The sequence below is a fragment of the Parasphingorhabdus sp. W113 genome (assembly GCF_055693205.1).
Window position 1 is genome coordinate 1,464,231 of sequence record NZ_CM146328.1, and the last position, 24,702, is coordinate 1,488,932.

Consider the following 24,702-nt stretch of genomic DNA (forward strand, 5'->3'; position numbering starts at 1 on the left):
AGCGCAATATTTTGTGGCTTAAGGCGGTTTGCTACACTAGATACCGGGCATCGATTCTTACCGCTTTTGAAGGATTTTGCATATGCGTGTCGCCATCGCGTCGGATCATGCCGCCATTGAGTTAAAGGCTGCATTGGTGGATTGGCTGAACGAAGCCGGACACGCCGTAACTGACCTTGGCCCGATGACCACTGACAGCGTCGACTATCCCGATTTTGGTTACAAGCTTGCCAATGCGGTTGCCTCGGGCGCCGCCGAGCGCGGCGTGGCCTTGTGCGGATCCGGCATTGGCATTTCCATGGCGGTCAACCGCAATCCGGCCTGCCGCTGCGCACTGGTATCGGAAGGCTTGTCCGCCAGACTGGCACGCGAACATAATGATGCCAATGTGATCGCCATGGGCGCGCGCCTGGTCGGGATCGAGATTGCCAAGGATTGCCTGCATCAATTTCTGACTACGGAATTTGGCGGCGACCGGCATCAGCGCCGCGTCAACAAATTGTCCGAACCCCAAATAGAACGCCAAGCCGAAGGAGCCCACTCATGAGTAATGTTGCCGATATACAGGATATTCGCCCAACCGGCTTTTTCGATTTTTCGGTGGATGAAGGCGATCCGGCGGTGGCCGGCGCGATCAACGCGGAAATGTCGCGGCAGCAGAATCAGATCGAGCTGATCGCTTCGGAGAATATCGTCTCCCGCGCGGTTTTGCAGGCGCAAGGCTCTGTCTTCACCAACAAATATGCCGAAGGCTATCCCGGACGGCGCTATTATCAGGGCTGTGCGCCCTCGGATGATGTCGAAACGCTGGCCATCGAACGCGCCAAGCAATTGTTCCATTGCGGGTTCGCCAATGTCCAGCCGCATTCCGGGGCCCAGGCCAATGGCGCCGTCATGCTGGCGCTGACCAAGCCCGGCGATACGATATTGGGCATGTCGCTCGATGCTGGTGGCCACCTGACGCACGGGGCTAAACCCGCACAGTCCGGCAAATGGTTCAACGCGATCCAATATGGCGTGAATGATGACGATCATCTGATCGACTATGCCGAAGTCGAAGCGCTGGCTGACGAGCACAAGCCGAAACTGATCATCGCCGGTGGCTCTGCCTATCCGCGCCAGATTGATTTCGCCAAGTTCCGGGCGATTGCCGACCGTGTCGGCGCTATCTTCATGGTGGATATGGCGCATTTTGCCGGGTTGGTTGCCGCCGGCCTGCACCCGAACCCTCTCGACCATGCTGACGTGGTCACCACAACCACCCATAAGACCTTGCGCGGTCCGCGTGGTGGCATGGTGCTGACCAATGATGAAGCCATTGCCAAGAAAATCAATTCGGCGGTTTTCCCTGGTTTGCAAGGCGGTCCGCTGATGCACGTGATCGCCGCCAAGGCGGTTGCCTTTGGTGAAGCCCTGCAGCCGGAGTTTAAAAGCTATTCTGCTGCGGTGATCGAGAATGCCAAGGTGCTGGCGGCGCGGTTGAAAGAACGCGGTGCTGATGTCGTGGCTGGCGGGACCGATACCCATCTTGCGCTGATCGATCTGACCCCGCTGGGCATTACCGGCCGGGATGCCGACGAAGCGCTCGAGCGGGCGGGCATTACCTGCAACAAGAACAGCATCCCCAATGATCCCCAGCCGCCGATGAAAACCAGCGGCATAAGGGTTGGCTCTCCGGCGGGCACCACCCGTGGTTTCGGTCCGGCCGAATTTCAGCTGATCGGGGACCTCGTGGCCGATGTGCTTGACGGCTTGCGGGACAAAGGCGAGGGCGGCGATCCCGCGGTTGAGGCGGATGTCCGCAACCGCGTGCAGGATCTGTGCGTTCGCTTTCCGATCTATCCTGAATAAGGACATTTGAGTTTATGCGTTGCCCCTTCTGCGCTCATGATGACAGCCAGGTAAAAGACAGTCGCCCGACCGAGGATGGCACCACGATCCGTCGGCGGCGCCAATGCGAGGGATGCGGCGCGCGTTTCACGACCTTTGAGCGCATTCAGTTGCGCGAGATCACGGTTGTGAAAAGCGAGGACCGCCGGGAAACCTTTGATCGGTCCAAGATTGACCTGTCCGTTTCGCTTGCCTGTCGCAAACGCGGCATCGCGCAAGAGCAGATGGACCAGCTGGTTTCCGGCATCCAGCGCCAGCTGGAGACCAGCGGAGAAACCGAGATTCCATCGAAGCGTATCGGCGAAATGGTGATGGACGGGCTCAAGGGCCTCGACAGCGTCGCCTATATTCGCTTCGCATCGGTCTACAAGGATTTTACCGAGGCGAAGGATTTTGAAGAATTTGCCGGTAGCGTCAAGGATGTCGGCGCGCAAACCGCCGATCGCGGATGACCGGGACCAAGCCGGCCATTGTCCTGGTCAAGCCACAACTGGGTGAAAATATCGGTAAGGTTGCGCGGGCGATGCTCAATTTCGGTTTTACCGAGTTGCGCCTTGTCGATCCACGCGATGGCTGGCCCAATCCCGCCGCCGGTCCGACAGCCGCGGGCGCCGATCAGGTGCTCGATCAGGCGCAGGTTTTTGAAACAACCGCCGAAGCGGTGGCCGACTGTTCGCATGTCTATGCCACCACCGTGCGCAAGCGGGGCATGACCAAAACCGTCTTCACGCCGGCCGAAGCCGCCGCGGATATTGGTGGTGCGACCGGGAAAGCGGCGATTCTGTTTGGGCCGGAACGATCCGGGCTCGAAATCAGCGATGTCGAGCTGGCGCGGTCGATCATCACCGTGCCGATCAATCCGGAATTCGGGTCGCTAAATCTTGCTCAGGCGGTCATTTTGGTGGCCTATGAATTATCCAAACTGGCGGGCAGCGGGACGGTTCAGCCGACCCAGGAAGCCAATCCGGCGACACCGGCCCGGCAAAAGGAACTCGACCTGTTGCACGCCCATCTGGAACGGGCGCTGGAGCCGACCGGATATTTCTTTCCCCCCGACCGTGTCGTCGCGACCAAGGTTACCTTGCGGAACATGATGACCAAGCCGGGCTGGACCGAAGAAGAGGTCAAGACCTGGCGCGGGATATTGAGCGCGCTGGAAAATCCGCGGCGCAAACCGGAAGAATGACGCCGAGCGCCCCTATTTCTCGCGGATCTGATCCCATTGCTGAAACTCGTAGCTGATCGAAGTTTCGACCAGCATTTCCCACATCGCGGCGATCGTCGGGACCGGGATGCCCGCCTCTGCGGCGAGCGTTTTGACATGCGCCAGAACCGCGGCCTTGCGGCCTTCGTCCCGCACTGCGCCACGGTCGGACTTAATCCGTGCTGCGGCGTCCATGCAGCCAAAGCGTTGGGTGATCAGGGCGACAAGTTCCGCATCAATCCGGTCGACCTGCTGGCGGACATCGGTCATGGTTTCCATGGGCGGCAAAGGCGAGGGGTCGTTCATCCCTGCGCGTTTAGTCCGAGACGCGGTCCAAGTCGAGAGATCATAGCAGAAAATTGCCCTGTTTCTCGCGCACTAACGGTTGACAAGCGGGGCTTCTATGGTCATAGCGCCGGGCTTGCAATTGGCTCCGCACCCCGGTGAAGCGGTAGCCGCGAGGATCTTTCGCAGATTTTCGGTGCACTCCGGGAAAAAGACATAGCAAATTAGGAGTCATTTTATGACAAAACGTACCAGTTCCAAATATAAGCTCGATCGCCGCATGGGCGAGAATATCTGGGGTCGCCCCAAGTCACCGGTCAACCGGCGTGACTATGGTCCCGGCCAGCACGGCCAGCGCCGCAAGGGCAAGTTGTCCGACTATGGTCTCCAGCTCCGCGCAAAGCAGAAGCTCAAGGGCTATTATGGCGACGTCACCGAGAAACAATTCCGCCGTGCTTATAAAGAAGCCGCTGCGATGAAAGGCGATACCAGCCAGAACCTGATCGGCCTGCTCGAGCAGCGTCTCGACATGGTTGTCTATCGCGCCAAATTCACCCCGACCATCTTCGCAGCGCGTCGGCTGGTCAGCCACGGTCATATTCGCGTCAATGGCGTGAAGTGCAATATCGCATCGCGCAAGGTCATGCCTGGTGACGAGATTTCGCTGAGCGATAAGGCCAAGGAAATGCTGCTCGTTATCGAAGCACAGAGCCTGCCAGAGCGCGATATTCCGGAATATGTCACGCCAGACGGCACCGACAAGGTCACTTATGTCCGCGTCCCGACGCTCGACGAAGTGCCTTATCCGGTGACCATGGAACCGAACCTGGTGGTCGAATTCTATTCCCGCTGATTTTTCAGCAAGCGGAAACAGAAAAAGGGCGCCCGGTTGGAGCGCCCTTTTTTGTGGGTTGGTTATGGCCGGCTATTTGGGCAGGAATTCCACTGATTTTTGCAGCATTTCCGCGCGGACCGTTGCGTCCCACAGGCTATGGGCCAGCTTTTCATATTCATAATAGGTGACCTGTTTTCCTGCGGATTTCAGCCGCCTTTCCATCAATCGGGCATGCTCGACATCGACATTCTGGTCATAAGTTCCGTGGAACATCAGCACCGGCGCCTTGATCACTTCGGCATTGCGTGCCGGTGATCCCTCGGTCACGTGCGGCCCATTGCCGACATAGTCGCGGACAACCGCGCTGCCATAGGTATTCTTCGCGTTGGTCTTCAAGGTGCTGAGGTCGGTAACCGGGGCAATGGCGACAATCGATTTGAACAGATCGGGGGCCAGCACGCCGGATTGCAGCGCCGCATAACCGCCATAGGACCAGCCAACGATCGAAAGGGCGTCTGGTTTGGCAATGCCTTCGGAGATCAACCATTTGCCGGCATCGGTGACATCGCCAACCGAGGTGCGCCACGATTGGAATCCGTTTTTTTGATACCAGGCGTCTCCATAGCCGGAGGACCCGCGAAAATTCGGCTGAATCACGGCAAAGCCCTGGCTGGCGTAAAATTGGGCAAGCCAGTCAAACCCCCATTCATCGCGGCTTTCGGGCCCGCCATGGGGCATCACGATCGCCGGAAGTCCCTTGCCGTCGCTACCCACGGGAAGCGTCAGATAACCCGGAATCTGGGTGCCGTCGGCGGCTGGAAAGCTCACCGGTTTGACGGTCGCGAGGGTCAGTTTTTCAACATAGGGACGAACACCGAGCAAGGGTTCCAGTTTCTTCTGGGTGCGGTCGAACAGATAATATTGACCAGGGTCGGTATCGGAGGTTGCGCGCAGCAGCAATTTGGATTCATCAAGGCTCGCATCGACAAAACCGATCGCCACTTTATTAGCCAGCGCCTTTGAAAGACCGTTGCGCAATTTTTTGAGATCAGCATCGAAATATTCGCCCTGACGCGAGTCCACAACATAGGATGCGCCGACGATGCGGTTTTTCCGTCCGATCCGTATGAGACCATCGACATCAACTTCATCATGCGCGAAAATAACTTCGGCGGTACCGGACCCATCAAGCGGTTTGGCGACCAGCGCCTTGCGGCCATCAACCCGTTGAAATCCGTAAGCCCGGTTGGACTTGGGATCGACGGCATAGGGATTGAAGCCGGTGCGATCAGCATAGTTGAGCTCGTCGAGCAATTGCCAGCTGCCGCCATTTTTGAAAAAATATTTAATCTCGCCGCTGTCGCGTTCGGTCCGCCCCAATTTGGTGCGTGTCCCCATGATGCGAACATTGCCTTCGCCATCGGTGATATATTCCACCGCTTCGGATTCGGGTTTCTCAACCCGCTTGGCCTTGCCCGTAATCGTGTCGATACGTTCAACCGCCAGGCCGCCTTCCTGACCGCCAAATTTGTTCATCGCGCCGCGTTGCGCGAGGATGTAGCGGGTCATCAAAACGGCATTTTCCTCGTCGGGCAGCCAATCGATGATGCGACCACCATAAAGCGTGAAGCCGACCGTATTGCCGCGTTGGCGCTTGGTGAGCAGCTTGGGATTGCTGCCATCGGCATTGACCGCAAAAATACTGGTGAAGCCGAGCAGGCTTCCGGCATATTCTTCGAGCCCGCCGATCTGGCAGGCCAGCCGGGCATTGGAGACCCAGTTGCACCAATGCAGGCTTTCCGGATCACCGGATGACGTGGTCACCCGCTTGGGCGACCCGCCCGCCGTCAGATCAATAGTGTAGAGATCGGTTGTTTTGCCGGGGCCGGGAGAGATGAAGGCGACCTTGTTTCCATCGGGTGACAGGCTGATATCGAGGACGCTCGGCAAAGCACCGAAGACTTTCGCCTGTTCATTGGCCTGGGCAATGGTTGAAAAACCCATCACTCCCATAATAATGGAAGTAGACGCCAATATATTTGAAAATAACCGCATTTAACTATTCCCCCTAATAATAGCGCAATCGTATGTTCAGGGGGTAAGCAATACAAGTAAAACCCGACCGAAAAATGGCGATTGCACCGATTGAACTCCTCTGCCAAACAGGCCGGAACGATTTAAGGATCAAGAGGATGACCCGATGAAAATGAATCTCGTAGCTGTCGCAACCGGGGCCGCCTTGCTGGTGGCTGGCTGCACGAAAGTGGAAGAAGCCGACGAACAGGCAGCACTGCCCGAAATTGCAGCGCCCGAATTGTCGGTCGACACGATGCGCGACATCACCAAAGAGCTGTCCTCTGACGCGTTTGAAGGCCGCGCACCGGGAACCGCCGGTGAAGAGAAGACCTTGGCGCTGCTAACCGAAAAATTCGCAGCAGCCGGCATTGAGCCGGGTAATGGCGATAGCTGGTATCAGGATGTGCCACTGGTTTCGATCGAAGCCAAAAATGTCTCGCCGCTCGCCATTTCAGGCGCCGATGACGGCATGATGAGCTTTGCCTATGGCCCGGAAATGGTGGTCACCTCCTATCAGGAACAGGATGCAATCGCCATTGCCGACAGCGAACTGGTTTTCGTCGGCTATGGCATCAACGCCCCGGAGCGTGAGTGGAACGACTATGAGGGCATCGACGTCAAAGGCAAAACCGTCGTCATTCTGGTAAATGACCCCGACTTCGGCACCGAAAGTCTGGAAGGCGAATTTGGCGGCCGGGCGATGACCTATTATGGGCGCTGGACCTATAAATATGAAGAAGCCGCACGTCAGGGCGCTGCCGCCGCCTTGATTATCCATGACACCGCGCCGGCGGCTTATGGCTGGAACGTGGTGGAATCGAGCTGGAGCGGCCCGCAATTTTATGCGCAGTCTTCCAATGGCGGTGCCGATCAGACCAAGGCCAATGGCTGGATCCAGAAAGATGTGGCCGCGAAGATTTTCGCCGCTGCGGGTCAGGATCTCGAGGCGATGATGACGGCCGCGAAGGACAAGGCCTTCAAGGCGGTGCCGCTTGGGCTCACGGCGTCAGTCTCGTTCGCCAATGATATCAGCAAGATGAACAGCAAGAATGTCATCGGCATGATCAAAGGCAAGACGCGCCCGGATGAATATGTGCTCTATACCGCGCATTGGGATCATCTCGGTCGCTGCAAGCCGGCCCCGGATGGCGATGACATTTGTAACGGTGCGGTCGACAATGCGACGGGAACCGCCGCACTGGTCGCTCTCGCCGAAGCTTATGTCAAAGCCGGAGCGCCGGATCGCAGCATCATTTTCCTGGCCGTGACGGCTGAGGAATCGGGACTGCTCGGTTCGAAATATTATGCTGAAAATCCGATCTATCCGCTGAACATGACCGTCGGCGGTGTCAATATGGACGCCTTTGGCATGGCCGGCCCGGCCAAGAATGTGGTTGTGGTGGGCAAAGGCAAATCGGAACTTGACCGCTATCTCGAGGGTGCCTTGCTGGCCGATGGCCGTGTTGCGGAAGCCGAACCAACGCCGGAGAAGGGCTTCTACTATCGCTCGGACCATTTCAGCTTTGCCAAGCTGGGCGTGCCGATGATCTATTTTGAAGGCGGCGAGGATCTGGTTGAAGGCGGCCGCGCAGCCGGCGAGGCGATCAGCAAGGACTATACCGAAAACCGCTATCACGGCCCCAAGGACGAATATGATCCCAACTGGAACTGGGACGGTGTCATGGGTGATCTGAAGGTCTATTACACCGTCGGCCGGATGCTGGCGATGACCGAAGACTGGCCGAACTGGGTTGATGGCGACGAGTTTCGGGACATCCGCGACAAGAGCCGCGCCGGCTCCTAAGCCCCGGATTGACGAGCTTATGCGGTGGCCAGCAGAATGGGAGCCGCATGAAGCGGTCTGGATCGGGTTTCCGGGCAATCCGGTCGAATGGCCCACCCATCTGGCAGAAGCGCAGCAGGAGGTTGCGGCGTTTGCCGATGCGGTTCGCGACCACGGATCGGGTGAGCGTGTCTGCCTGATCTGCCGCGACGCGGCCGATGCGAAGACCGCTGCGGGCCTGGTCCAATCCGATGCCGAGATTATAGTCGAACCTTTTGGTGATATCTGGTTGCGCGATACCGGGCCGATCATCCTGACCGATGGCCGCGTGCGTCAAGCTCAGCTATTCGGCTTTAACGGCTGGGGCGGCAAATTTGCGATGCCGGGAGATCAGGATATCGGACAGCGTCTCGCCCGGCGCGCGGCGATAGAGTCTATTGCGCATGACTGGATATTGGAAGGCGGCGCGGTTGATGGCGATGGCGAGGGCCGGGTCGTGACCACCCAGCAATGCGTCCTCAACAGCAATCGCAACGCCGACTGGACCCGGCTGAAGGCGGAAAATGAAATTGTAATGGCCCTGAAGGCGGAAGCGATTTGCTGGCTCGATGATGGACTGCAAGGCGACCATACCGATGGCCATGTCGATAATCTCGCACGCTTTGTGAGCGCAGGCACCGTTGTGGTTCCGGAAGCGGATTCGCAAGACGATCCCAATCATACAATTTACGAAAGCGCTGCCTATCGGGCCTTGGCTAAAGGGTTGACCGTTTTGCGATTGCCTTCTGTGGGCCGATATGAGGTGGATAAGGCTGTCGTTCCAGCCAGCTACATGAATTTCTTCATAGCCAATCGTGTTGTCGCCGTGCCGCAATATGGCGCGGCCAATGACGGCCTCGCAGTCGAACAGATTGGCAGTCTGTTTCCCGATCGCAAGGCGGTGGGTTTGTCGAGCCGCGCGTTGCTGCGCGGGGGCGGCAGCTTTCATTGTATTTCGCAGCAAATACCGGCCGTCTAGATCCGCCAATGGCCCGGCTGTCCGGATCGCTGTAACCATTGATGATTGCAAACGAACTATGTCTGAGGGAGGCAAGATGCTAATCCCGGATTATGTAGGATTGGGGATAGACAATGGCTGATGGCATTTTGAGCGTTTTGAGCGCGCTGACTTATATTCTGATATTCTTGCTTGGCCTCGGTTTGGCGACCGTGATTGTCCTGTTCTTTATCGATATCACCCAGAAACATGATGCCGTGCGGCGCAACTATCCGGTAATCGGCCGGTTCCGGCATCTGTTCAGCAGTCTCGGCGAGTTTTTCCGGCAATATTTCTTCGCCATGGATCGTGAGGAAATGCCGTTTAACCGCGCGGAACGCGAATGGGTTGGGCGGGCCGCCAGGGGCCGTGGCAATACCATTGCATTCGGATCGACGAAGAATCTCGATCCGCCCGGCACGCCGATTTTCGTCAATTGCCCGTTTCCGACACTGGAGCGGGATGCAGCAGAAACCGCAACATGTATATTGGGGCCCTATTGCGAGCAGCCGTTCGAGGCGAAATCCCTGTTCAACATTTCGGCGATGAGCTTCGGCGCGCTCTCGGTGCCGGCGGTGCGGGCGCTGTCCCACGGGGCGAAAATGGCCGGCTGCTGGATGAACACCGGGGAGGGCGGCTTGTCGCCCTATCATCTCGAAGGCGGCTGCGACATTGTCTTCCAGATCGGTACCGCCAAATATGGTGTGCGCAATGACGACGGCAGCCTCAATGACGACAAGCTGCGCGCCATTGCGGCGCATGAGCAGGTGCGGATGTTCGAGATCAAGATGTCGCAAGGCGCCAAGCCGGGCAAAGGCGGTATCTTACCGGCTGAAAAAGTGACCGATGTCATCGCCGAGGTGCGCGGTATCCCCGCTGGTCAGGCCTCGATTTCCCCCAACCGCCATCCCGAAATCAACAGCGTCGGGGATATGCTGGACTTTGTCGACCGGGTTCGCACCGTCACCGGCAAGCCGACCGGCATCAAGGCGGTGGTCGGCGCTTATGGCTGGCTGAACGAATTATGCGAGGAAATCCATCGCCGCGGCATTGAAAGCGCGCCGGACTTTTTCACCTTGGATGGCGGTGATGGCGGAACCGGGGCGGCGCCGATGCCGTTGATGGACAATGTCGGATTGCAGCTCGATGAAAGCCTGCCGATGCTGTCCGATATCTTGCACCAATATGGTTTGCGCGAACGGGTCCGGATTATCGCGTCCGGCAAACGGATCACGCCCAGCGAGGTGGCCTGGGCGATTTGTGCCGGGGCGGATTTCGTCAACAGCGCCCGCGGCTTCATGTTTTCATTGGGTTGTATTCAGGCGATGAAGTGCAACAAGAATACCTGCCCAACCGGAATCACCACCCATGACCCAAGGTTGCAGCGGGGTCTCGATCCGACGGACAAGAAGGTCAAGGTTGCGAATTACTGCAAGAGCCTGGTTCACGAAGTGGAAGTTCTCGCGCATAGCTGCGGTGTTGATGAACCGCGTCAACTGGGGCGCAAGCATATCCGGATTGTTCAGGATAATGGCAAATCGGTTCCGCTCGACGAGCTCTATCCGCGACCCGCGATCCGCAAAGCCTTTACGACCGATGTAACAATCAACTGATAAACCGCTTTGCTTGCCGCCTCCGGTCATTTATATAGGCTTTCAGAGAGAGATAACCCCGACTGAAAGGCTTCCCCATGACCCAGAAATTCCTTGCTGCTGCGATCGCCACGACCTTGCTTGCAACCACCGCCATGCCGGCTGTCGCAAAGCATCATGAAAAGGCGGAAACCGCAGGCTCCGAAACCAATTTGCGCTCGATCATCATGCATGAGCGCCGCGCCGAAGATAAGGCACGCGACAAATATCGCCATCCGACGCAGACAATCAATTTTTTCGGCGTGGAACCCCATCATACTGTGGTCGAATATGCCCCCGGTGGCGGCTGGTACTCGCGGGTCCTGGCCCCCTATGTGGCGGAAAAAGGGAAATTCATCGGCCTTACCTTTGCACCGGACACCACGCCTTTTGGTGATGAAACGAAAGACCGCATCCGTGGTTTCCCGGCAAAATTCCCGAATGATGTCGCGGAGTGGACCGGCATGCCGGCTGAAAAATTCGCTGGCTACACTGCCGATACCGTTCCGGAAGAAGTGCAGGGCACGGCCGATATCGTCATCATCCCGCGGATGATGCACAATTTGATGCGCTGGGATATTGCCGACAGCGAAATGCGGGCGATGCGCAAGATGCTCAAAGATGGCGGTCTGGTCGGTATCATCCAGCATCGCGCCAAGGACGGCACGCCGTTCAGCTATGCGGATGGCAATAAGGGCTATTTGCGGACCGACACGGTCATTGCCTTCATGGAATCGCAGGGTTTCGAACTGGTGAAACAGTCCGAAATCAATGCTAATCCGAAGGACACGGCCGACTATGAAAAAGGCGTCTGGACCTTGCCCCCGCGCTATGCCGAAGGCGATACCGATAAAGCGAAATATACCGAGATTGGTGAGTCCGACCGGATGACTTTGCTGTTCAAGAAACTTTCCTGAAACAGGGCAGGGCTGCAATGACGCAAATCACTGTTGCGGCCCTGCAACTTTCGCTGAACGGCGATGCAAAAGACAATATAGCTGCCGTCAGCGACCATGTGGCGGAGGCGGTCGAGCAGGGCGCGCAGATCATTCTGCCGCCCGAACTTTTTGCCGGCCCCTATTTCTGCAAAACCGAAGATGAAGCGCTCTTTGCTCTGGCAGAGCCTCTGAACGACAGCCTCGCTGTGGCGGCGATGCAAAAGCTGGCCCGGCAATTGGGCGTGGCGATTCCGGCCAGTTTTTTCGAACGCGACGGCCCGCATTTTTACAACAGTATCGCGATGATTGACCCCGCCGGCGAGATCATGGGCGTCTATCGCAAAAGCCATATTCCCGATGGTCCGGGCTATGAAGAGAAATTCTATTTCCGACCCGGCAATAGCGGTTTCAAGACCTGGGACGTTTTCGGCACCACCATCGGTGTCGGTATTTGCTGGGACCAATGGTATCCCGAAACCGCACGCGCCATGGCGCTGATGGGCGCGGAATTGCTGTTCTTTCCGACCGCAATCGGCTCGGAGCCCTATGATGCGGAGCTCGACACCAGCCGCATGTGGCGTCGGGCGATGCAGGGTCATGCGGTGAGCAACTGCATGCCGGTCATCGCGAGCAACCGCATCGGCACCGAAGACGGCCAGAGTTTTTACGGCCACAGTTTCATTGCCAATGAATGGGGCGATCTGGTGCTCGAATATGGGGCGGAAGACAGCGGTGTGCTCGTGGCTCAGTTCGATCTCGATCAGGCCCGCAAACATCGGGCGGGCATGGGCTTTTTCCGCGATCGCCGTCCACAGCTTTACGGGCGCCTGGTCGAGGATGTCTGATCCGTGGGATTATGACCACTGGATTAAAGGCTTTGACGCGTCTCCGCTTGCGGCCTGTGCCGATAGAATGCCTTGGGACATAGCGGAACAATCCGCTTCCCTTGTGCGCGGCATGTTGGATGATCTGAATGACGATTATGCGGTGGAGGACGAGATTGCCATTGCTGCAACCGCGACGATAGAAAGCGGCGCAACCATAAAGGGTCCGGCTATCATCGGCCCCGGCGCATTTATCGCAAGCGGCGCCTATATCCGCGGCGGCTGCTGGTTGGAACGCGACAATATTGTTGGCCCGGCCTGCGAATTGAAATCATCCTTTGTGTTTGCCGGATCGAAACTGGCGCATTTCAATTTTGTCGGAGACAGCCTTGTCGGGGGCCATGTTAATATCGAGGCGGGAGCGATTATTGCCAATCATCGCAATGAGATGGATGATCCCAAAATCGTGATATTGCATGAAGGCACTATGATCGACACCGGCTGCAATAAATTCGGTTCCCTGATCGGTGATGGCTGCCGGATCGGCGCCAATGCGGTTGTGGCGCCGGGCGCCTTGCTGTCGCGCAACTCCGTGGTCGATCGACTCAGCCTGATCGATCAATCGGCCGGAACGTCAGCGCCTGGGTGAAAATGCCTTCGAACATTTCCGGCGTCAGCCGCCGGGTGTTCACATTATAGCGGCTGCAATGATAGCTATCGATCAGGATCGTCCCGTCAGACAGGCGATGCTCGGCACCATGCACAAAGCGGTGATCGGCCAGCTTGCCGCCATCCATCCGGATGAGGCTGTCATGGGCGATTTTGCCGAGTGCCAGCATCACCTTGAGACGCGGCAGCGCATTGAGGCTCTTTTTCAGATAGCCGCGACAATTGGTGATTTCTGCGCCGGTCGGCTTGTTCTCCGGCGGTAGACATTTGACCGCGTTGAGAATTATGGCGCCGTTGAGCGTAACGCCGTCATCCGCGCGGGATTCGAACACACCGTTGCTGAGGCCGGTTTTGGCCAGGGTTGCAAAGAGCAGATCCCCGGACGCGTCCCCGGTAAACGGGCGGCCGGTGCGATTGGCGCCTTCCGTGCCGGGCGCGAGGCCCACTATGGCCAGCCACGCTGCGGGATCACCAAAGGCCGGAACCGGCGCATTCCACCAGTCAGGATGTTGTTTTTTCAGAGATTTGCGCAAGCTGACCAGCCGCGGACAGCGGCGGCAGCCCTGAGGCGCTTCGGTCTGGGGAAGGGGATTGATTTGCATCTTGTGTCTATCGAGAGGCCGCTCCGCCATCCCGGCACTGGCCAGAATGACGGAGACAAGATGCCGGGAAGACGATTAGTCTTTCAGATCTGCCGGAACGATTCCGCCATTGGCGGCGATTTCTGACATCACTTTCTTGTGCAGCCAGATATTGTCTTCGGCCGAACCGCTATAGTCGGTATTGCCGAGCTCCTGGGCGAGTTCCTTGCGGTTGCCGTAGCTCGGATCAATCTGCACCAGTTTCATCAGGTCGACGATTGATGTCCGCCAGTTCAGCTTGTCTGCGCCCGGGACGCTGTCGAGCCGCGATGCGACGTCGACTTCGGTTATCGCCGCGCGGGCTGCGGGTGCCGCATCTGCGGGCGTCGCTGCAGCCGGTTCTGCGGCCTTGGCTTCGCCACCGAAAATTGCGTTCTTGATTTTGCCGAAAATGCTCATGTTCTGCTCCTTCTTCTTAAGTCGGGTTTTTTCTGTGCCCTTGTGTCTGTCTTCACGGCAAGCGCGCTGAGAGTCAAATCGGAGATGTGCTTTTTTGCCAAAGCCGGCTTTGTTTGATTGTAAACAATCGTAAAGCTTTGTCGCGGCGCGTTTTTCGCCGAAAATTATGCTAGGACGGGATCATAAACAGAATCAATTTCGGGTTAAGGTAAAGGAGAGCAGCCGTGAACATTATGGATATTCTGCAACAATCGGGCGGTATCGGTTCGATGGCGAAAGAACTGGGCGTCAACGAAAGCGTTGCACAAGCGGGTGCAGCCGCACTGCTTCCCGCGATTTTGGGCGGGTTCAAGAAAACCACCCAGGCCCAGCCATCCGGTCTCGACGGACTCGGCGGCTTGCTCGGCCAGCTGGGCGGCGGCGGATTGCTCGATAGTGTGCTGGGTAACCAGCCAACGCCGATCAATCAGGGCAATGAAGTCCTCGGCCAGATTTTCGGCTCAAAAGAAGTCAGCCGCACGGTTGCGGCCGGTGCCGAACAGCAAACCGGCATCAGCAGCGATCTGCTCAAGAAAATGCTGCCGATGATCGCGATGATGGTTGCGGGTTATATGGCCAAGCAAAATGGCGGCGGGCAATCGGGCGGACAAGCCGGTGGTCTCGGTGGCCTCATTGGCAATATTCTGGGCGGCGGCGGACAATCGGGCGGCGCGGCGGCAGGCGGCCTCGGTGGGATCGCCTCGATGCTCGATCTGGATGGTGATGGCAATCCGCTCGATGACATGATTGGCATGGCTGGGAAATTGATGCGCTAAGCATCTGACAAAGGAGACTATTATGGGACTATTGGATAGCGCGCTGGGCATGTTGCCTGACAATGTCAATCTCGACAGCCTTGCGGAAAAAGTGGGCATGACCGCGGATGAACTGAAATCGGGTGGCGAAGCCCTGTTCACCAAATTGCAGGATGGCAGCGTCGACAAGGCGACCGCGATCAAGGAAGCGGCGGCTGAAGCGGGCGTCGATGCAGAGAAGCTCAAGGGGCTGATGCCGGCCATGGCCGAAAAAGCCGGTCTCGATGGCGAAGGCGGTCTGATGGAAAAGCTCGGCGGTGAAGATGGCCTGTTTGGCAAGATGACCGGATTTCTGGATCGTGATGGCGATGGCAATCCGCTGAACGACCTGACCGATATGGCCAAGGGCTTTTTCAAGAAAGACTAGCGGCCCAAGAGACGGTCCCGCGGTCGCCGCTTATGTGATCTGGGCGGGAATCTCTTCCAATATCAACGTGCTGCCATCGACGTCGACAATCCGGGCGGTGGTGCCTTCGCCCATGGCCGGTCCGCGCGCAGACCAGACACTGTCGCCGAGCTTGACCCGCCCGGCTGTGGCGCTGACTGGTTTGACAACCGTGACTGTCATGCCCACCATTCGCGCGCCGCGGTCGTTGAGCAACGGGTCTTCGCTTTTAACGACATTACTGAGATACCAGCGGCGGCCCAGCAGCACGGCTGCAATGGTTGAAACGCCGAATAGGGTCAGCTGACCGGCAAAGGTGATATCAATAAAGGCGCTTGCGATTCCGGTCACCGCGGCGGCCGCAGCGACCCAGATCAGAAACACACCGGGCACGAAAATTTCTGCCAGCGCCAGAATGGCGGCCAGAGTCAGCCAGATATATTCAGGATCATCTGTCATCAGATCGTTCATCTAAGCGGTCTCTCCCAAGGCCTATTCAAAGGGCCCTTTGCGGCGTTTCGGCGCAGGCGTTGCGTCTTCGCTACTGTCGCCCAGCGCTTCTTTCGCCAATTCCCCGATACCGCCCAGCGTGCCGATTAATTGCGTCGCCTCAACCGGGAACAAAATGGTCTTGGCATTGGGTGATGTCGCAAATTTCTCGACCGCTTTGACATAGTCCTGGGCGACGAAATAGTTGATCGCTTGGGCATTGCCATTGGCAATGGCTTCGGAGACCATCTTGGTTGCCTTGGCTTCCGCTTCGGCCTCGCGTTCCCGCGCCTCGGCATCCCGGAAAGCCGATTCCTTGCGCCCTTCGGCTTGCAGGATCTGGCCCTGCTTCTCGCCTTCCGACCGCAGGATTTCGGAGGCGCGTGCGCCTTCGGCATCGAGGATATTGGCCCGCTTTTCACGTTCGGCTTTCATCTGCCGGGCCATCGCATTGACGATATCCTGAGGCGGACGGATATCCTTGATCTCGACCCGGGTGATCTTGATACCCCATGGCGTTGTCGCATCGTCAATCACGGTCAGCAGCCGCGCATTAATCTCGTCCCGTTTGGACAGCGTTTCGTCAAGATCCATCGAGCCCATCACGGTGCGCAGGTTGGTCGTGACGAGGTTGAGGATCGCGTTATAGAGGTCGTTGACCTCATAGGCCGCTTTCGCCGCTTCGAGGACCTGAAAGAAAACCACGCCGTCGGTGGAAATCATCGCATTGTCCTTGGTGATGATCTCTTGGCCCGGGATATCCAGGACCTGTTCCATCATGTTGACCTTGCGGCCGACGCGATACAGAAAGGCAGGGAAGAAATTGAAACCGGGCTTGGCGATGCTGGTGAAGCGGCCGAAATACTCGATTGTATATTCATAGCCCTGGCGGACAATCTTGATGCTGGCAAAAAGATAGATCAGGACGACCAGCAGGACGAACAAAAGCAGCGAAATTTCCATATCTAGTCTCTCTCCGTATTTTCACGTTTACCATTGATTATTTGCGCCATAATGCCAAGGAAAAAGCAAAGATTTGGCTCAAACATAAGGTTATCAAATCCCATGCGTCTCTGGTTGCTCTGTTTTCTTCCGATCATGCTGTTTTCCGGGCCGGTCGCGGCAGAGGATATTTCGGAAGAGGAATTGCGCGGCCATATCACGGTGTTGGCGAGCAATGCCTTTGAAGGCCGCAAGCCCGGAACCGAAGGCGAAAACAAGACTGTCAATTATATCGCAACCGCTTGGCAGGCCGCTGGCTTGCGGCCGGCGGGAGAAGCCGGCTCCTGGTATGCACCCGTCTCGTTGACCGAACGGACGCCGTTAACCCAAAAAATAGCCGTCGTGCGCTTTGATGGGGAGCGCACGCGAAAAGTGCGGACCGCCGCCAATGCGTTGATTTTGCGCGGTCGGATGCCGACGCAGCAGGCGCTCAATCTGGAGCTGGTCCATGCCGGCCATGGCGGCGGCGATATCGCGTCGCTGGCGCCGCTGGTGGATGGAAAGCTGGTTCTGCTCAACCTCCTGAAACCGGATGGTGTCAAGGATTTTCCCAGTATCCGGGACCGCCGCGCCAATTTTATTGCTGCCGGGGCGGCCGGCGTTCTGACCGTCATTAACAATGAAGCCCGCTATGAGCGCGCGGTGCGCCGGTACCGCCGCGCCAACCTGACCCTGGCTGATCGCGATGACCTGGCAAACGGGCCGGTCTATCACGCCGGTATCGAAGGCCTGATCAGTGGCAAACAGGTTTCCAAATGGCTGGCCAAGATTGACATTGATGCCAAGCAGTTCGCCGCCGAGATGCAGCAATCCGGCGCCGAGCCCCGGGCGCTTGGCCTGTTTGCGGACATTTCCGTGGACACCAGGGTGCGGACTTACCAATCGCACAATGTCGTCGGGAAAATAGCGGGGCGTCGGCCCGAGCAGGGGGCGTTGCTGTTTCTGGGACACTGGGATCATCTGGGTGTGTGCCGCGGTCCTGAATCGCCGGATCGGATCTGCAATGGCGCGGTCGACAATGCCAGCGGGATCGCATTGCTGATTGAGACCGCTCGGCGGCTGGCCCGCGATCCCGTCGACCGGGATATTTATTTTCTTGCGACAACGGCAGAAGAAAGCGGCTTGCTGGGAGCCCGCGCCTTTGCCGCCAAACCCGGGTTTCCTTTGAATCGGTTCGTGGCGGTGTTCAATGCCGATACGGTGGCGCTGTCTCCGGACGGGGGGACGATTGCCGTTGTCGGCCGCGGGGAAACCGATTTGGATGCCGATATCGAGGCGGTCGCGGCAGCAGAGGGCCGAAACATTGACACAAGCGACAAGGCCAATGCCTTTTTGCGCCGACAGGACGGCTATGTCTTTCTCGAAAAGGGTATCCCGGCTTTCATGATAACCAGCGCGTTTGCCGATCAGAAGCGGCTGGATGCTTTTCTGGCCGGACGCTATCATGACGTCACCGACGAACTGGATGATCAGCTGGTGCTTGGCGGCGCAGCGGCGGATGCCAATTTCCACGTCGCGCTGGGACGCTATTTCGGCAATCTTGAGCAGGTTCCGGGAAAAGGGCCTAGCGAACCGCTGCAGAACTGATTACATGGGCCGCCACAGAATCACATTTAACGATCAGAAAGTGGCCCATCATGCGCAGCAGTGAAATCCGAACCGGACTGACATTTGATGATGTGCTGTTGCAACCCGGTGCGTCGGATATTGTGCCCAGTCAGGCCAATACCAGAACCTGGCTGACCAAGGAAATTGCGCTGAATATTCCGGTGCTGTCGTCGGCGATGGATACCGTGACCGAAGCCGACATGGCGATTGTCATGGCACAACTGGGCGGTATTGGTGTGCTCCACCGGAATCTGACGCTGGAACAGCAAATTGCCGCAGTGCGTCAGGTCAAACGGTTTGAATCGGGTATGGTTGTCAATCCGATCACGATCACGCCGGACGCAACGCTCGCTGACGCGGAAGCCACGATGGCGCAGAACAAGATTTCCGGCATTCCGGTTGTCGAAGCCGGCGGCAAACTGGTCGGTATATTGACCAACCGTGATGTGCGCTTTGCGGAAAACCCCAAGCAACCGGTTTCGGAACTGATGACCAAGGACGATCTGGTGACGGTGCCGATTGGCGTGAGCCAGGAAGAAGCCCGCCGCATGCTGCATCAGCGGCGGATCGAAAAACTGCTCGTTGTGGATGACAGCTATCATTGTGTTGGCCTGATCACCGTCAAGGACATTGAAAAGGCGGTCACCTATCCCGACGCGACCAAGGACAGCTCGGGTCGCTTGCGCGTCGCGGCCGCCTCGACGGTCGGCGACAGCGGCCTGGAACGGACCGAAGCGCTGATCGATGCGGAATGCGATTTGGTGGTCGTCGACACCGCCCATGGCCATAGCAGCATGGTTGCCAAGGCGGTGGAAGAGATCAAGAAGCGGTCAAACCAGACCCAGATCATCGCCGGCAATGTCGCCACGGCTGCTGCAACCCGGGCGTTGATTGATGCGGGCGCAGACGGCATCAAGGTTGGAATCGGGCCCGGCTCGATTTGCACCACCCGCGTGGTCGCGGGCGTCGGTGTGCCGCAATTGACAGCGATCATGGATTGCGCGGAAGAAGCCGACAAGGCTGGAATTCCGATTGTCGCCGACGGTGGATTGCGAACCTCGGGCGATGTCGCAAAGGCGCTGGCTGCCGGGGCGTCCTCGGTCATGGTGGGGTCGTTGCTTGCTGGCACGAAAGAAGCACCGGGCGAAACCTTCCTCTATCAGGGGCGGGCCTATAAGAGCTATCGTGGCATGGGCTCGGTCGGCGCGATGGCGCGGGGATCGGCGGACCGCTATTTTCAGCAGGACATTTCCGACCAGATGAAGTTGGTGCCCGAAGGGATTGAGGGACAGGTCCCGTTCAAGGGGCCGGCGGGCGATGTCGTGCACCAGCTTGTTGGCGGTGTTAAGGCAGCAATGGGCTATACCGGTTCTGCCACGTTGAAGGACCTCAAGGAACGCGCGGAATTTGTTCGCATCACCAATGCCGGATTGCAGGAAAGCCATGTCCATGATGTCGCGATCACGCGGGAAGCGCCCAATTATCCGACGCGCTAACCATCCTTTTCTCCAACCGGGGACGGCCTTCGCATGATTGAGATTTTTACCCCCTATTTGCTGGTTTTGCTCAGCTGGAATGACCTGTCGCCATCAGCAACAATGCAAATGTCGCAGGAGCTTTATATCAGCGAAGAGGTCTGTCAGCAGGCCGGTGCCGAACGCCTGAAACTGATCGAATCCGATCGGGCAGAGCGTCTCGAACGGTTCAAGGTGGAGCAGATCAAAACCGAAGCCAGCAAGTTTTTCTGCATCCGGCAGACCCGGAATATTCGGAAATATCGTCCCTTGCAGGACGGGAATTGACCCCGGCAGCGCGTCTCCAGGCAGCGATTGAACTGCTTGACGAGATCATCGTTGCGGCGCGGGACAATGGGGCGTCGGCCGACAATATTGCCAAGAAATTCTTCAAAGCCCGACGCTATGCCGGTTCCAAGGACCGCCGCGCGGTGCGAGAGCATGTCTATCGCGCGATCCGGCGCTTTGGCGATCGCCCCGAAAATGGCCGGGCCGCGATGGTCGGTTTGCTGTCCGACCAGCCCGAATTGCGGGCCCTGTTCGATGACTCGCCTTATGGACCGAAGGGGCTCACAGACGCGGAAATAGCAGCGGAGGGCGCGGTCGTACCGCAATGGCTGCAAGACCGGTTTGCCGCGTTGGTGGATGCGCAAGAGCAAGCCGCTTTGTTCGATCGCGCGCCGCTGGATATCCGCATCAACCCGAAGCGCGCCGATAGCGATGCGATCACTCAGACCTGGCCGGAGATTGAGACGCTGGTGCTGCCACATGCCTATCGCTTGCCGACAGGTACCAATGTCGAAAATGAAGCGGTTTACAATAGCGGCCAGATCGAGATTCAGGACCTCGGCAGTCAGGCGATTGTCGCGGCAGGCCTGGCCACCAAGCCGGGGCTGGTGCTGGATATGTGCGCAGGGGCGGGCGGCAAGACGCTTGGTCTGGCGGCGCAATTGCCGGACGACGCGCGGATCATTGCGGCCGACACGGATCGCGGCCGGTTGAGCCGGATTGCACCCCGGATGCGGCGTTCGTCGGCCCGCAATATTGAAACCGTCCTGCTCGCCCCAAATAAGGAGCGGGAGGCCCTCGACCCTTTCCGGAATCGATGCGATCTTGTGCTGGTTGATGCCCCATGCACCGGCACCGGCACCTGGCGCCGCAACCCGGAGCTGCGCTGGCGGATGACGCCCAAGCGGCTGCAGCAGACCATCGATCTGCAGCAACGCCTGCTGCAACTGGCGGCCGAAATGGTCGCGCCAGGCGGGCGGCTGATCTATGCGGTCTGTTCGTTGCTGGATGGGGAAGGGGGCGATCAGATTGCGACATTTATGGCCAAACACCCGGACTGGCGCGATATAGAGGTTGATTTGCCTCTGGGGCGGCCATATCGTAAAGGAATATTACTTTCACCGTATCATGACGGAACGGATGGCTTTTATTTTTCCTGCCTCGAAAAATTATGATAGCAAATCATGTTAAGCGCCGGTGCAGGTGATTCTGCTATAGCGCGTGAAACCTTTTTGGAGTTGATTATGCGTTTTTCGCCTGCCGCCATCGCCATGTCTCTGGTTCTCGCAACGGTTTCGAGCGCCAGTTTTGGCCAAACCGCTGATATCGAGATCAAGGAACGCTCGATTGCCTATATGCAGCGGGGAGAAGCAGCGCAGAATAGCGGTAATCTTGAGCTGGCCGTAGACTTTTACGAGACCGCCCTGGCGGTGGATCCGCGGAACGGCTCCGCCTTTGTGGCGCTTGCCCAGGTCGCTCGGGCTCAGAAACTGCCGGGTAAAGCCATTCGCTTTTATCGCGAAGCGCTGATCCTTGATCCGAACAATCTCGATGCCCTGTCGGGCCAGGGACAGGCGCTGGTTCAGCGCGGTGCGGTCGAAAAAGCGAAGATCAACCTGTCACGGATTGAAACACTGTGCCGGACCCGATGTGCACAAACGGCGCAACTTGCAGCGGTGATCGATACGGCCGAGAAGAAACCGGTCCTGTCAGCGCAGGCGGTGACGCCGAAGCCCAAGGTTGGTGACGAAGAGGCAGAAGCTGAAACGCCTTGATCGGCTGACTCGCTCTAGAAATCGTAGACGATCGAAGCGCGGCTGATAGTATCGGTCTTGTCGCGCCCTTCCGGCGGATTGGTTTCATGCTCGATCGCATAGGAAAACCGCGCGGATAACGCCCCGATCAGCTTGGTATCAAGCGCCGTGGTCGCGGTAAATGTATTGGTTCCCGCCGAAAATATCGCATTGGCGGTGGTGAAGGAATCGGTTTCCGACGTAACCGTTGCTCCGGCGTCCTGGGTCAATTTGAGATTGTCCGCAATCTGCCAGCCAAAATCCAGGCCAACGAGTCCGGCAATATTGTTTTCTGATTCCCCGTCGACAAATTCTGTCAGCCGCCACGCCGGGCCAGCCTTGACGTTCAGCGTGACATGATCGTTCTTGATCACGGTATAGCCGAGGCCGCCAGAGGCGGTGTAGCGCGATGAAAAGCCTTGAAAACGATTGCGCTCAAACTGCGCCAAGCCGTAGAAGAACAAACGGTCGTTGATTTTATATTCGGGTTCGAACGCGGCATTAATCTGTTCGCGGGTGGTGACCCCGTTGCTGCGTTGATAGTCGGCCCGGGCCCGGACCTTGACCCGCCAGTTAACCGCGTCCTTGGCCAGCTTGATGCCGCCGCTCAAGCCGGTATTGCTGCTGTTGCCGGTGTTGCGAAAGGCGCCCAGTTCGGTCTGGCCGGTCCAATTGTGGAGAAACGGCGCGTCCGTTTTTGCGCGTAACGCTTCTTCCGCCAGCTGTTGCTTTTTTGCGTTGTAACCGGCCAGCATCGTGTCAATTTCATCGCCATCATCGGGATTGGTCGCCTTGGCGAGCTTGGTAACCGCCTTGATATCCGCATCATTACCGGATTCGATCGCCGCTTCGATCATCGCTTTGACGGGGTCGGGCAGGGCCGCGTGCGCGGGCGTCGACAGGCCGATAAGTGCCAAGCTGGTCGATCCGGCAATTTTAAGCAACATGTTGTATTCCTGTTCGATTTCGGGGGAAAATCAGATCAGTGCATGAAATTCTTTCAACAGTGCGCGATAGAGGTCTCGTTTGAATGGGACGATCATTTCGGGCAGCGTCTCTGGTTCAGTCCATTTCCAATCTGAAAATTCCGCATGGTTGGTCGCGATATTGACATGGCTATCTTGCCCTGTAAACCGCATGAGGAACCAAGACTGACGCTGACCGCGATATTTTCCTTTCCAGATTTTACCAAGCAATTCGTCCGGCAGGTCATAGAGATATTCGTCCTTGCTCCGGGCTATGATCTGGACATGACCGGACTGGATCCCGGTTTCTTCTTCCAGTTCCCGGAGCGCAGCGGTTTCGGCATCTTCCCCTTCATCAATGCCGCCCTGGGGCATTTGCCAGGCATCGGGATAGGCGCTGTCTTTGGCATCCAGCCGCTGTCCGACAAAGACCTGACCGCTGGTATTGGTCAGCATGATGCCGGCGCAAGGCCGATAGGGCAGGGCAGAATAGTCGCTCACAATGTCGCCAGCGTGGTTTTCAGCGCATCGCAAATGGCATCCACATCCTGTTGCGAAGAGGGGATGCCCTTGCGCAGGCAGATCAGGCCGTGAATATTGCCTTTGGCTTCGATAAAGGTGACCGGGACACCCGCCTTGATGAGCCGCGCGCCATAGTCACGGCCCTGGTCGCGCAACGGATCGAGACCGGCTGTGATCAGGACTGTTGGCGGGCTGCTGGCGAGATCACCGTGAATCGGATCACAGCGGGGATCGCCAACGACTCCGGCATAATGGCTGGTAAAATAGTCCATCGAGATCCTTGGTCAGCAGAAAGCCTTCGCCAAATTCTATCATTGAGCCTTCCGAAGCGGTGCTGTCGACCACGGGATAAATGGGCACCTGCGCGATCACCGGCGCTGCGGCCGGGTCTTTCGCCAGGCTTTGGGCGACAACAATAGCAAGATTGCCACCCGCGCTGTCGCCGCATGGGATAATGCCGTCAATCTCTATGCCCAGTGCTTCTCGCGCATTGTCAACGATCCATCGCGTGGCGGCCTCGCAATCATCCGGCGCGGCAGGAAAGGGTGCCTCGGGCGCAAGACGATAGTCGACGGCGATGATTGGCAGGTCCATTTGCGCCGCCATTTCGGTGCAATAGGGATGATGGCTATCGAGATTGCCAATGACGAATCCTCCGCCATGATAGAAGAAAATGGCCGGCCCCGTTTCGCGGCCTTCGCGCTTGTCATAATAGCGCAATTTGATCTCGCCGGCCGGGCCAGGGCAGGTCAAGTCCTTCACAATGGCCAATTCCGTGGGTTCGGCGTCGACCAGATAACGCATCGCAACATAGGTTTCGCGGGCCGCCGCTGGCTCCATCTGGTCCATCGGAACTTCCATCGCTGTTTCCAGCATGGCCAGCATGGCCTGAGTATCCGGGCGTACGAAAGCGTTTGTCATTCTGGCATCTCCATGGAAGTTTTTTCGTGTTTTAACAGCGCCTAGATCAGCCGTGCGCGACTAGGCAAGAGCTATTCCTCTGGTCCGGTTTCAAACAAAAACTTTATCCCTAATAGTTTTTATGGTTTGAAGCGGTACCGGGACATGCTC

General features: G+C 57.7%; 28 protein-coding genes. 18 read left to right on the forward strand and 10 right to left on the reverse strand.

Annotated features, from left to right (window positions below; genetic code table 11):
- The first annotated feature begins 82 nt into the window (after positions 1–82).
- Genes rpiB through ACZ1GS_RS06965 form a run of 4 tightly spaced genes read left to right on the forward strand, consistent with a single transcriptional unit; the run spans position 83 to position 3,076 of the window.
- The gene (gene rpiB, locus ACZ1GS_RS06950; RefSeq protein ID WP_472697747.1) at positions 83–547 is read left to right on the forward strand and encodes a ribose 5-phosphate isomerase B; all 465 of its coding nucleotides are present in this window, start codon (positions 83–85) and stop codon (positions 545–547) included.
- Positions 544–1,851 carry a serine hydroxymethyltransferase gene (gene glyA / locus ACZ1GS_RS06955; RefSeq protein WP_472697748.1) on the forward strand — a complete coding sequence of 436 codons (1,308 nt, stop codon included), beginning with the start codon at positions 544–546 and terminating at the stop codon, positions 1,849–1,851. Before rpiB ends, glyA begins: the two co-directional genes overlap by 4 nt.
- A 14-nt stretch (positions 1,852–1,865) precedes the next feature.
- Positions 1,866–2,342 carry a transcriptional regulator NrdR gene (gene nrdR, locus ACZ1GS_RS06960; RefSeq protein WP_472697749.1) on the forward strand — a complete coding sequence of 159 codons (477 nt, stop codon included), beginning with the start codon at positions 1,866–1,868 and terminating at the stop codon, positions 2,340–2,342.
- A complete protein-coding gene (locus ACZ1GS_RS06965; protein WP_472697750.1) occupies positions 2,339–3,076 on the forward strand; it encodes an RNA methyltransferase in 738 nt (245 codons plus the stop codon). The genes nrdR and ACZ1GS_RS06965 overlap by 4 nt, the downstream gene beginning before the upstream one ends.
- Before the next feature lie 12 nt (positions 3,077–3,088).
- On the opposite strand, the gene ACZ1GS_RS06970 is transcribed toward ACZ1GS_RS06965, so the two are convergent.
- The gene (locus ACZ1GS_RS06970) at positions 3,089–3,364 is read right to left on the reverse strand and encodes a chorismate mutase (RefSeq protein ID WP_472697751.1); all 276 of its coding nucleotides are present in this window, start codon (positions 3,362–3,364) and stop codon (positions 3,089–3,091) included.
- Positions 3,365–3,617: 253 nt separating this feature from the next.
- Here ACZ1GS_RS06970 and rpsD point away from each other — a divergent pair, with 253 nt between their 5' ends.
- On the forward strand, positions 3,618–4,232 hold the full coding sequence (gene rpsD, locus ACZ1GS_RS06975) for a 30S ribosomal protein S4 (protein WP_472697752.1): 615 nt from the start codon (positions 3,618–3,620) through the stop codon (positions 4,230–4,232).
- 72 nt (positions 4,233–4,304) lie between these two features.
- Here rpsD and ACZ1GS_RS06980 read toward each other — a convergent pair whose 3' ends face one another.
- Positions 4,305–6,218: a S9 family peptidase gene (locus ACZ1GS_RS06980; protein WP_472697753.1), complete on the reverse strand. Its 1,914-nt coding sequence runs from the start codon at positions 6,216–6,218 to the stop codon at positions 4,305–4,307.
- Positions 6,219–6,414: 196 nt separating this feature from the next.
- Here ACZ1GS_RS06980 and ACZ1GS_RS06985 point away from each other — a divergent pair, with 196 nt between their 5' ends.
- From ACZ1GS_RS06985 to ACZ1GS_RS07010, 6 genes are all read left to right on the forward strand, one after another.
- Positions 6,415–8,094 (forward strand): M28 family metallopeptidase, encoded by a 1,680-nt coding sequence (locus tag ACZ1GS_RS06985; RefSeq protein WP_472697754.1) that lies wholly within the window; start codon positions 6,415–6,417, stop codon positions 8,092–8,094.
- A gap of 19 nt (positions 8,095–8,113) precedes the next feature.
- The gene (locus ACZ1GS_RS06990) at positions 8,114–9,091 is read left to right on the forward strand and encodes an agmatine deiminase family protein (RefSeq protein WP_472697755.1); all 978 of its coding nucleotides are present in this window, start codon (positions 8,114–8,116) and stop codon (positions 9,089–9,091) included.
- A 113-nt stretch (positions 9,092–9,204) separates the two neighbouring features.
- A complete protein-coding gene (locus tag ACZ1GS_RS06995; RefSeq protein WP_472697756.1) occupies positions 9,205–10,722 on the forward strand; it encodes an FMN-binding glutamate synthase family protein in 1,518 nt (505 codons plus the stop codon).
- Positions 10,723–10,799: 77 nt separating this feature from the next.
- Positions 10,800–11,657, forward strand: a complete 858-nt coding sequence (locus ACZ1GS_RS07000; protein WP_472697757.1) for a class I SAM-dependent methyltransferase — start codon at positions 10,800–10,802, stop codon at positions 11,655–11,657.
- A 17-nt stretch (positions 11,658–11,674) separates the two neighbouring features.
- Positions 11,675–12,523, forward strand: coding sequence for an N-carbamoylputrescine amidase (gene aguB / locus ACZ1GS_RS07005; protein ID WP_472697758.1), 849 nt, complete (start codon positions 11,675–11,677; stop codon positions 12,521–12,523).
- Positions 12,516–13,151, forward strand: coding sequence for an LbetaH domain-containing protein (locus tag ACZ1GS_RS07010; RefSeq protein ID WP_472697759.1), 636 nt, complete (start codon positions 12,516–12,518; stop codon positions 13,149–13,151). Before aguB ends, ACZ1GS_RS07010 begins: the two co-directional genes overlap by 8 nt.
- Here the strand turns inward: ACZ1GS_RS07010 and ACZ1GS_RS07015 are convergent.
- Both ACZ1GS_RS07015 and ACZ1GS_RS07020 read right to left on the reverse strand, forming a co-directional pair.
- On the reverse strand, positions 13,108–13,773 hold the full coding sequence (locus ACZ1GS_RS07015) for a uracil-DNA glycosylase (RefSeq protein ID WP_472697760.1): 666 nt from the start codon (positions 13,771–13,773) through the stop codon (positions 13,108–13,110). The genes ACZ1GS_RS07010 and ACZ1GS_RS07015 overlap by 44 nt on opposite strands.
- A gap of 75 nt (positions 13,774–13,848) precedes the next feature.
- On the reverse strand, positions 13,849–14,211 hold the full coding sequence (locus ACZ1GS_RS07020) for a DUF3597 domain-containing protein (RefSeq protein WP_472697761.1): 363 nt from the start codon (positions 14,209–14,211) through the stop codon (positions 13,849–13,851).
- Between the two features lie 233 nt (positions 14,212–14,444).
- Between ACZ1GS_RS07020 and ACZ1GS_RS07025 the strand changes: the two genes are divergently transcribed.
- Positions 14,445–15,026: a DUF937 domain-containing protein gene (locus ACZ1GS_RS07025; protein WP_472698085.1), complete on the forward strand. Its 582-nt coding sequence runs from the start codon at positions 14,445–14,447 to the stop codon at positions 15,024–15,026.
- A gap of 22 nt (positions 15,027–15,048) precedes the next feature.
- The gene (locus tag ACZ1GS_RS07030) at positions 15,049–15,432 is read left to right on the forward strand and encodes a hypothetical protein (RefSeq protein WP_472697762.1); all 384 of its coding nucleotides are present in this window, start codon (positions 15,049–15,051) and stop codon (positions 15,430–15,432) included.
- Positions 15,433–15,462: 30 nt separating this feature from the next.
- On the opposite strand, the gene ACZ1GS_RS07035 is transcribed toward ACZ1GS_RS07030, so the two are convergent.
- Positions 15,463–15,909, reverse strand: a complete 447-nt coding sequence (locus ACZ1GS_RS07035) for an NfeD family protein (protein ID WP_472697763.1) — start codon at positions 15,907–15,909, stop codon at positions 15,463–15,465.
- Between the two features lie 33 nt (positions 15,910–15,942).
- Entirely contained in the window at positions 15,943–16,902 is a 960-nt protein-coding gene (locus ACZ1GS_RS07040; RefSeq protein WP_472697764.1) for an SPFH domain-containing protein, read from the reverse strand.
- Positions 16,903–17,004: 102 nt separating this feature from the next.
- Between ACZ1GS_RS07040 and ACZ1GS_RS07045 the strand changes: the two genes are divergently transcribed.
- From ACZ1GS_RS07045 to ACZ1GS_RS07065, 5 genes are all read left to right on the forward strand, one after another.
- Positions 17,005–18,528, forward strand: a complete 1,524-nt coding sequence (locus tag ACZ1GS_RS07045; protein WP_472697765.1) for a M28 family peptidase — start codon at positions 17,005–17,007, stop codon at positions 18,526–18,528.
- Between the two features lie 50 nt (positions 18,529–18,578).
- A complete protein-coding gene (guaB, locus tag ACZ1GS_RS07050; protein WP_472697766.1) occupies positions 18,579–20,045 on the forward strand; it encodes an IMP dehydrogenase in 1,467 nt (488 codons plus the stop codon).
- A gap of 33 nt (positions 20,046–20,078) precedes the next feature.
- Positions 20,079–20,351 (forward strand): hypothetical protein, encoded by a 273-nt coding sequence (locus ACZ1GS_RS07055; RefSeq protein ID WP_472697767.1) that lies wholly within the window; start codon positions 20,079–20,081, stop codon positions 20,349–20,351.
- Entirely contained in the window at positions 20,348–21,526 is a 1,179-nt protein-coding gene (locus tag ACZ1GS_RS07060) for an RsmB/NOP family class I SAM-dependent RNA methyltransferase (RefSeq protein WP_472697768.1), read from the forward strand. Before ACZ1GS_RS07055 ends, ACZ1GS_RS07060 begins: the two co-directional genes overlap by 4 nt.
- 69 nt (positions 21,527–21,595) lie before the next feature.
- Positions 21,596–22,126 (forward strand): tetratricopeptide repeat protein, encoded by a 531-nt coding sequence (locus tag ACZ1GS_RS07065; protein WP_472697769.1) that lies wholly within the window; start codon positions 21,596–21,598, stop codon positions 22,124–22,126.
- 14 nt (positions 22,127–22,140) lie between these two features.
- Here ACZ1GS_RS07065 and ACZ1GS_RS07070 read toward each other — a convergent pair whose 3' ends face one another.
- Genes ACZ1GS_RS07070 through ACZ1GS_RS07085 form a run of 4 tightly spaced genes read right to left on the reverse strand, consistent with a single transcriptional unit; the run spans position 22,141 to position 24,552 of the window.
- Positions 22,141–23,091, reverse strand: a complete 951-nt coding sequence (locus ACZ1GS_RS07070; protein ID WP_472697770.1) for a DUF481 domain-containing protein — start codon at positions 23,089–23,091, stop codon at positions 22,141–22,143.
- A gap of 30 nt (positions 23,092–23,121) precedes the next feature.
- Positions 23,122–23,610: an RNA pyrophosphohydrolase gene (locus tag ACZ1GS_RS07075; protein WP_472697771.1), complete on the reverse strand. Its 489-nt coding sequence runs from the start codon at positions 23,608–23,610 to the stop codon at positions 23,122–23,124.
- Entirely contained in the window at positions 23,607–23,903 is a 297-nt protein-coding gene (locus tag ACZ1GS_RS07080; RefSeq protein WP_472697772.1) for an alpha/beta hydrolase, read from the reverse strand. Before ACZ1GS_RS07080 ends, ACZ1GS_RS07075 begins: the two co-directional genes overlap by 4 nt.
- Positions 23,851–24,552, reverse strand: coding sequence for an alpha/beta hydrolase (locus ACZ1GS_RS07085; RefSeq protein WP_472697773.1), 702 nt, complete (start codon positions 24,550–24,552; stop codon positions 23,851–23,853). The genes ACZ1GS_RS07080 and ACZ1GS_RS07085 overlap by 53 nt, the downstream gene beginning before the upstream one ends.
- Positions 24,553–24,702 lie beyond the last annotated feature (150 nt).

Bases quoted from the DNA above. Each gene is read 5' to 3' on its own strand.
- rpiB (WP_472697747.1), top strand. From the start codon at position 83: ATGCGTGTCGCCATCGCGTCGGATCATGCCGCCATTGAGTTAAAGGCT.
- glyA (WP_472697748.1), top strand. From the start codon at position 544: ATGAGTAATGTTGCCGATATACAGGATATTCGCCCAACCGGCTTTTTC.
- nrdR (WP_472697749.1), top strand. From the start codon at position 1,866: ATGCGTTGCCCCTTCTGCGCTCATGATGACAGCCAGGTAAAAGACAGT.
- ACZ1GS_RS06965 (WP_472697750.1), top strand. From the start codon at position 2,339: ATGACCGGGACCAAGCCGGCCATTGTCCTGGTCAAGCCACAACTGGGT.
- ACZ1GS_RS06970 (WP_472697751.1), bottom strand. From the start codon at position 3,364: ATGACCGATGTCCGCCAGCAGGTCGACCGGATTGATGCGGAACTTGTC.
- rpsD (WP_472697752.1), top strand. From the start codon at position 3,618: ATGACAAAACGTACCAGTTCCAAATATAAGCTCGATCGCCGCATGGGC.
- ACZ1GS_RS06980 (WP_472697753.1), bottom strand. From the start codon at position 6,218: ATGGGTTTTTCAACCATTGCCCAGGCCAATGAACAGGCGAAAGTCTTC.
- ACZ1GS_RS06985 (WP_472697754.1), top strand. From the start codon at position 6,415: ATGAAAATGAATCTCGTAGCTGTCGCAACCGGGGCCGCCTTGCTGGTG.
- ACZ1GS_RS06990 (WP_472697755.1), top strand. From the start codon at position 8,114: ATGCGGTGGCCAGCAGAATGGGAGCCGCATGAAGCGGTCTGGATCGGG.
- ACZ1GS_RS06995 (WP_472697756.1), top strand. From the start codon at position 9,205: ATGGCTGATGGCATTTTGAGCGTTTTGAGCGCGCTGACTTATATTCTG.
- ACZ1GS_RS07000 (WP_472697757.1), top strand. From the start codon at position 10,800: ATGACCCAGAAATTCCTTGCTGCTGCGATCGCCACGACCTTGCTTGCA.
- aguB (WP_472697758.1), top strand. From the start codon at position 11,675: ATGACGCAAATCACTGTTGCGGCCCTGCAACTTTCGCTGAACGGCGAT.
- ACZ1GS_RS07010 (WP_472697759.1), top strand. From the start codon at position 12,516: ATGTCTGATCCGTGGGATTATGACCACTGGATTAAAGGCTTTGACGCG.
- ACZ1GS_RS07015 (WP_472697760.1), bottom strand. From the start codon at position 13,773: ATGCAAATCAATCCCCTTCCCCAGACCGAAGCGCCTCAGGGCTGCCGC.
- ACZ1GS_RS07020 (WP_472697761.1), bottom strand. From the start codon at position 14,211: ATGAGCATTTTCGGCAAAATCAAGAACGCAATTTTCGGTGGCGAAGCC.
- ACZ1GS_RS07025 (WP_472698085.1), top strand. From the start codon at position 14,445: ATGGATATTCTGCAACAATCGGGCGGTATCGGTTCGATGGCGAAAGAA.
- ACZ1GS_RS07030 (WP_472697762.1), top strand. From the start codon at position 15,049: ATGGGACTATTGGATAGCGCGCTGGGCATGTTGCCTGACAATGTCAAT.
- ACZ1GS_RS07035 (WP_472697763.1), bottom strand. From the start codon at position 15,909: ATGACAGATGATCCTGAATATATCTGGCTGACTCTGGCCGCCATTCTG.
- ACZ1GS_RS07040 (WP_472697764.1), bottom strand. From the start codon at position 16,902: ATGGAAATTTCGCTGCTTTTGTTCGTCCTGCTGGTCGTCCTGATCTAT.
- ACZ1GS_RS07045 (WP_472697765.1), top strand. From the start codon at position 17,005: ATGCGTCTCTGGTTGCTCTGTTTTCTTCCGATCATGCTGTTTTCCGGG.
- guaB (WP_472697766.1), top strand. From the start codon at position 18,579: ATGCGCAGCAGTGAAATCCGAACCGGACTGACATTTGATGATGTGCTG.
- ACZ1GS_RS07055 (WP_472697767.1), top strand. From the start codon at position 20,079: ATGATTGAGATTTTTACCCCCTATTTGCTGGTTTTGCTCAGCTGGAAT.
- ACZ1GS_RS07065 (WP_472697769.1), top strand. From the start codon at position 21,596: ATGCGTTTTTCGCCTGCCGCCATCGCCATGTCTCTGGTTCTCGCAACG.
- ACZ1GS_RS07070 (WP_472697770.1), bottom strand. From the start codon at position 23,091: ATGTTGCTTAAAATTGCCGGATCGACCAGCTTGGCACTTATCGGCCTG.
- ACZ1GS_RS07080 (WP_472697772.1), bottom strand. From the start codon at position 23,903: ATGGACTATTTTACCAGCCATTATGCCGGAGTCGTTGGCGATCCCCGC.
- ACZ1GS_RS07085 (WP_472697773.1), bottom strand. From the start codon at position 24,552: ATGACAAACGCTTTCGTACGCCCGGATACTCAGGCCATGCTGGCCATG.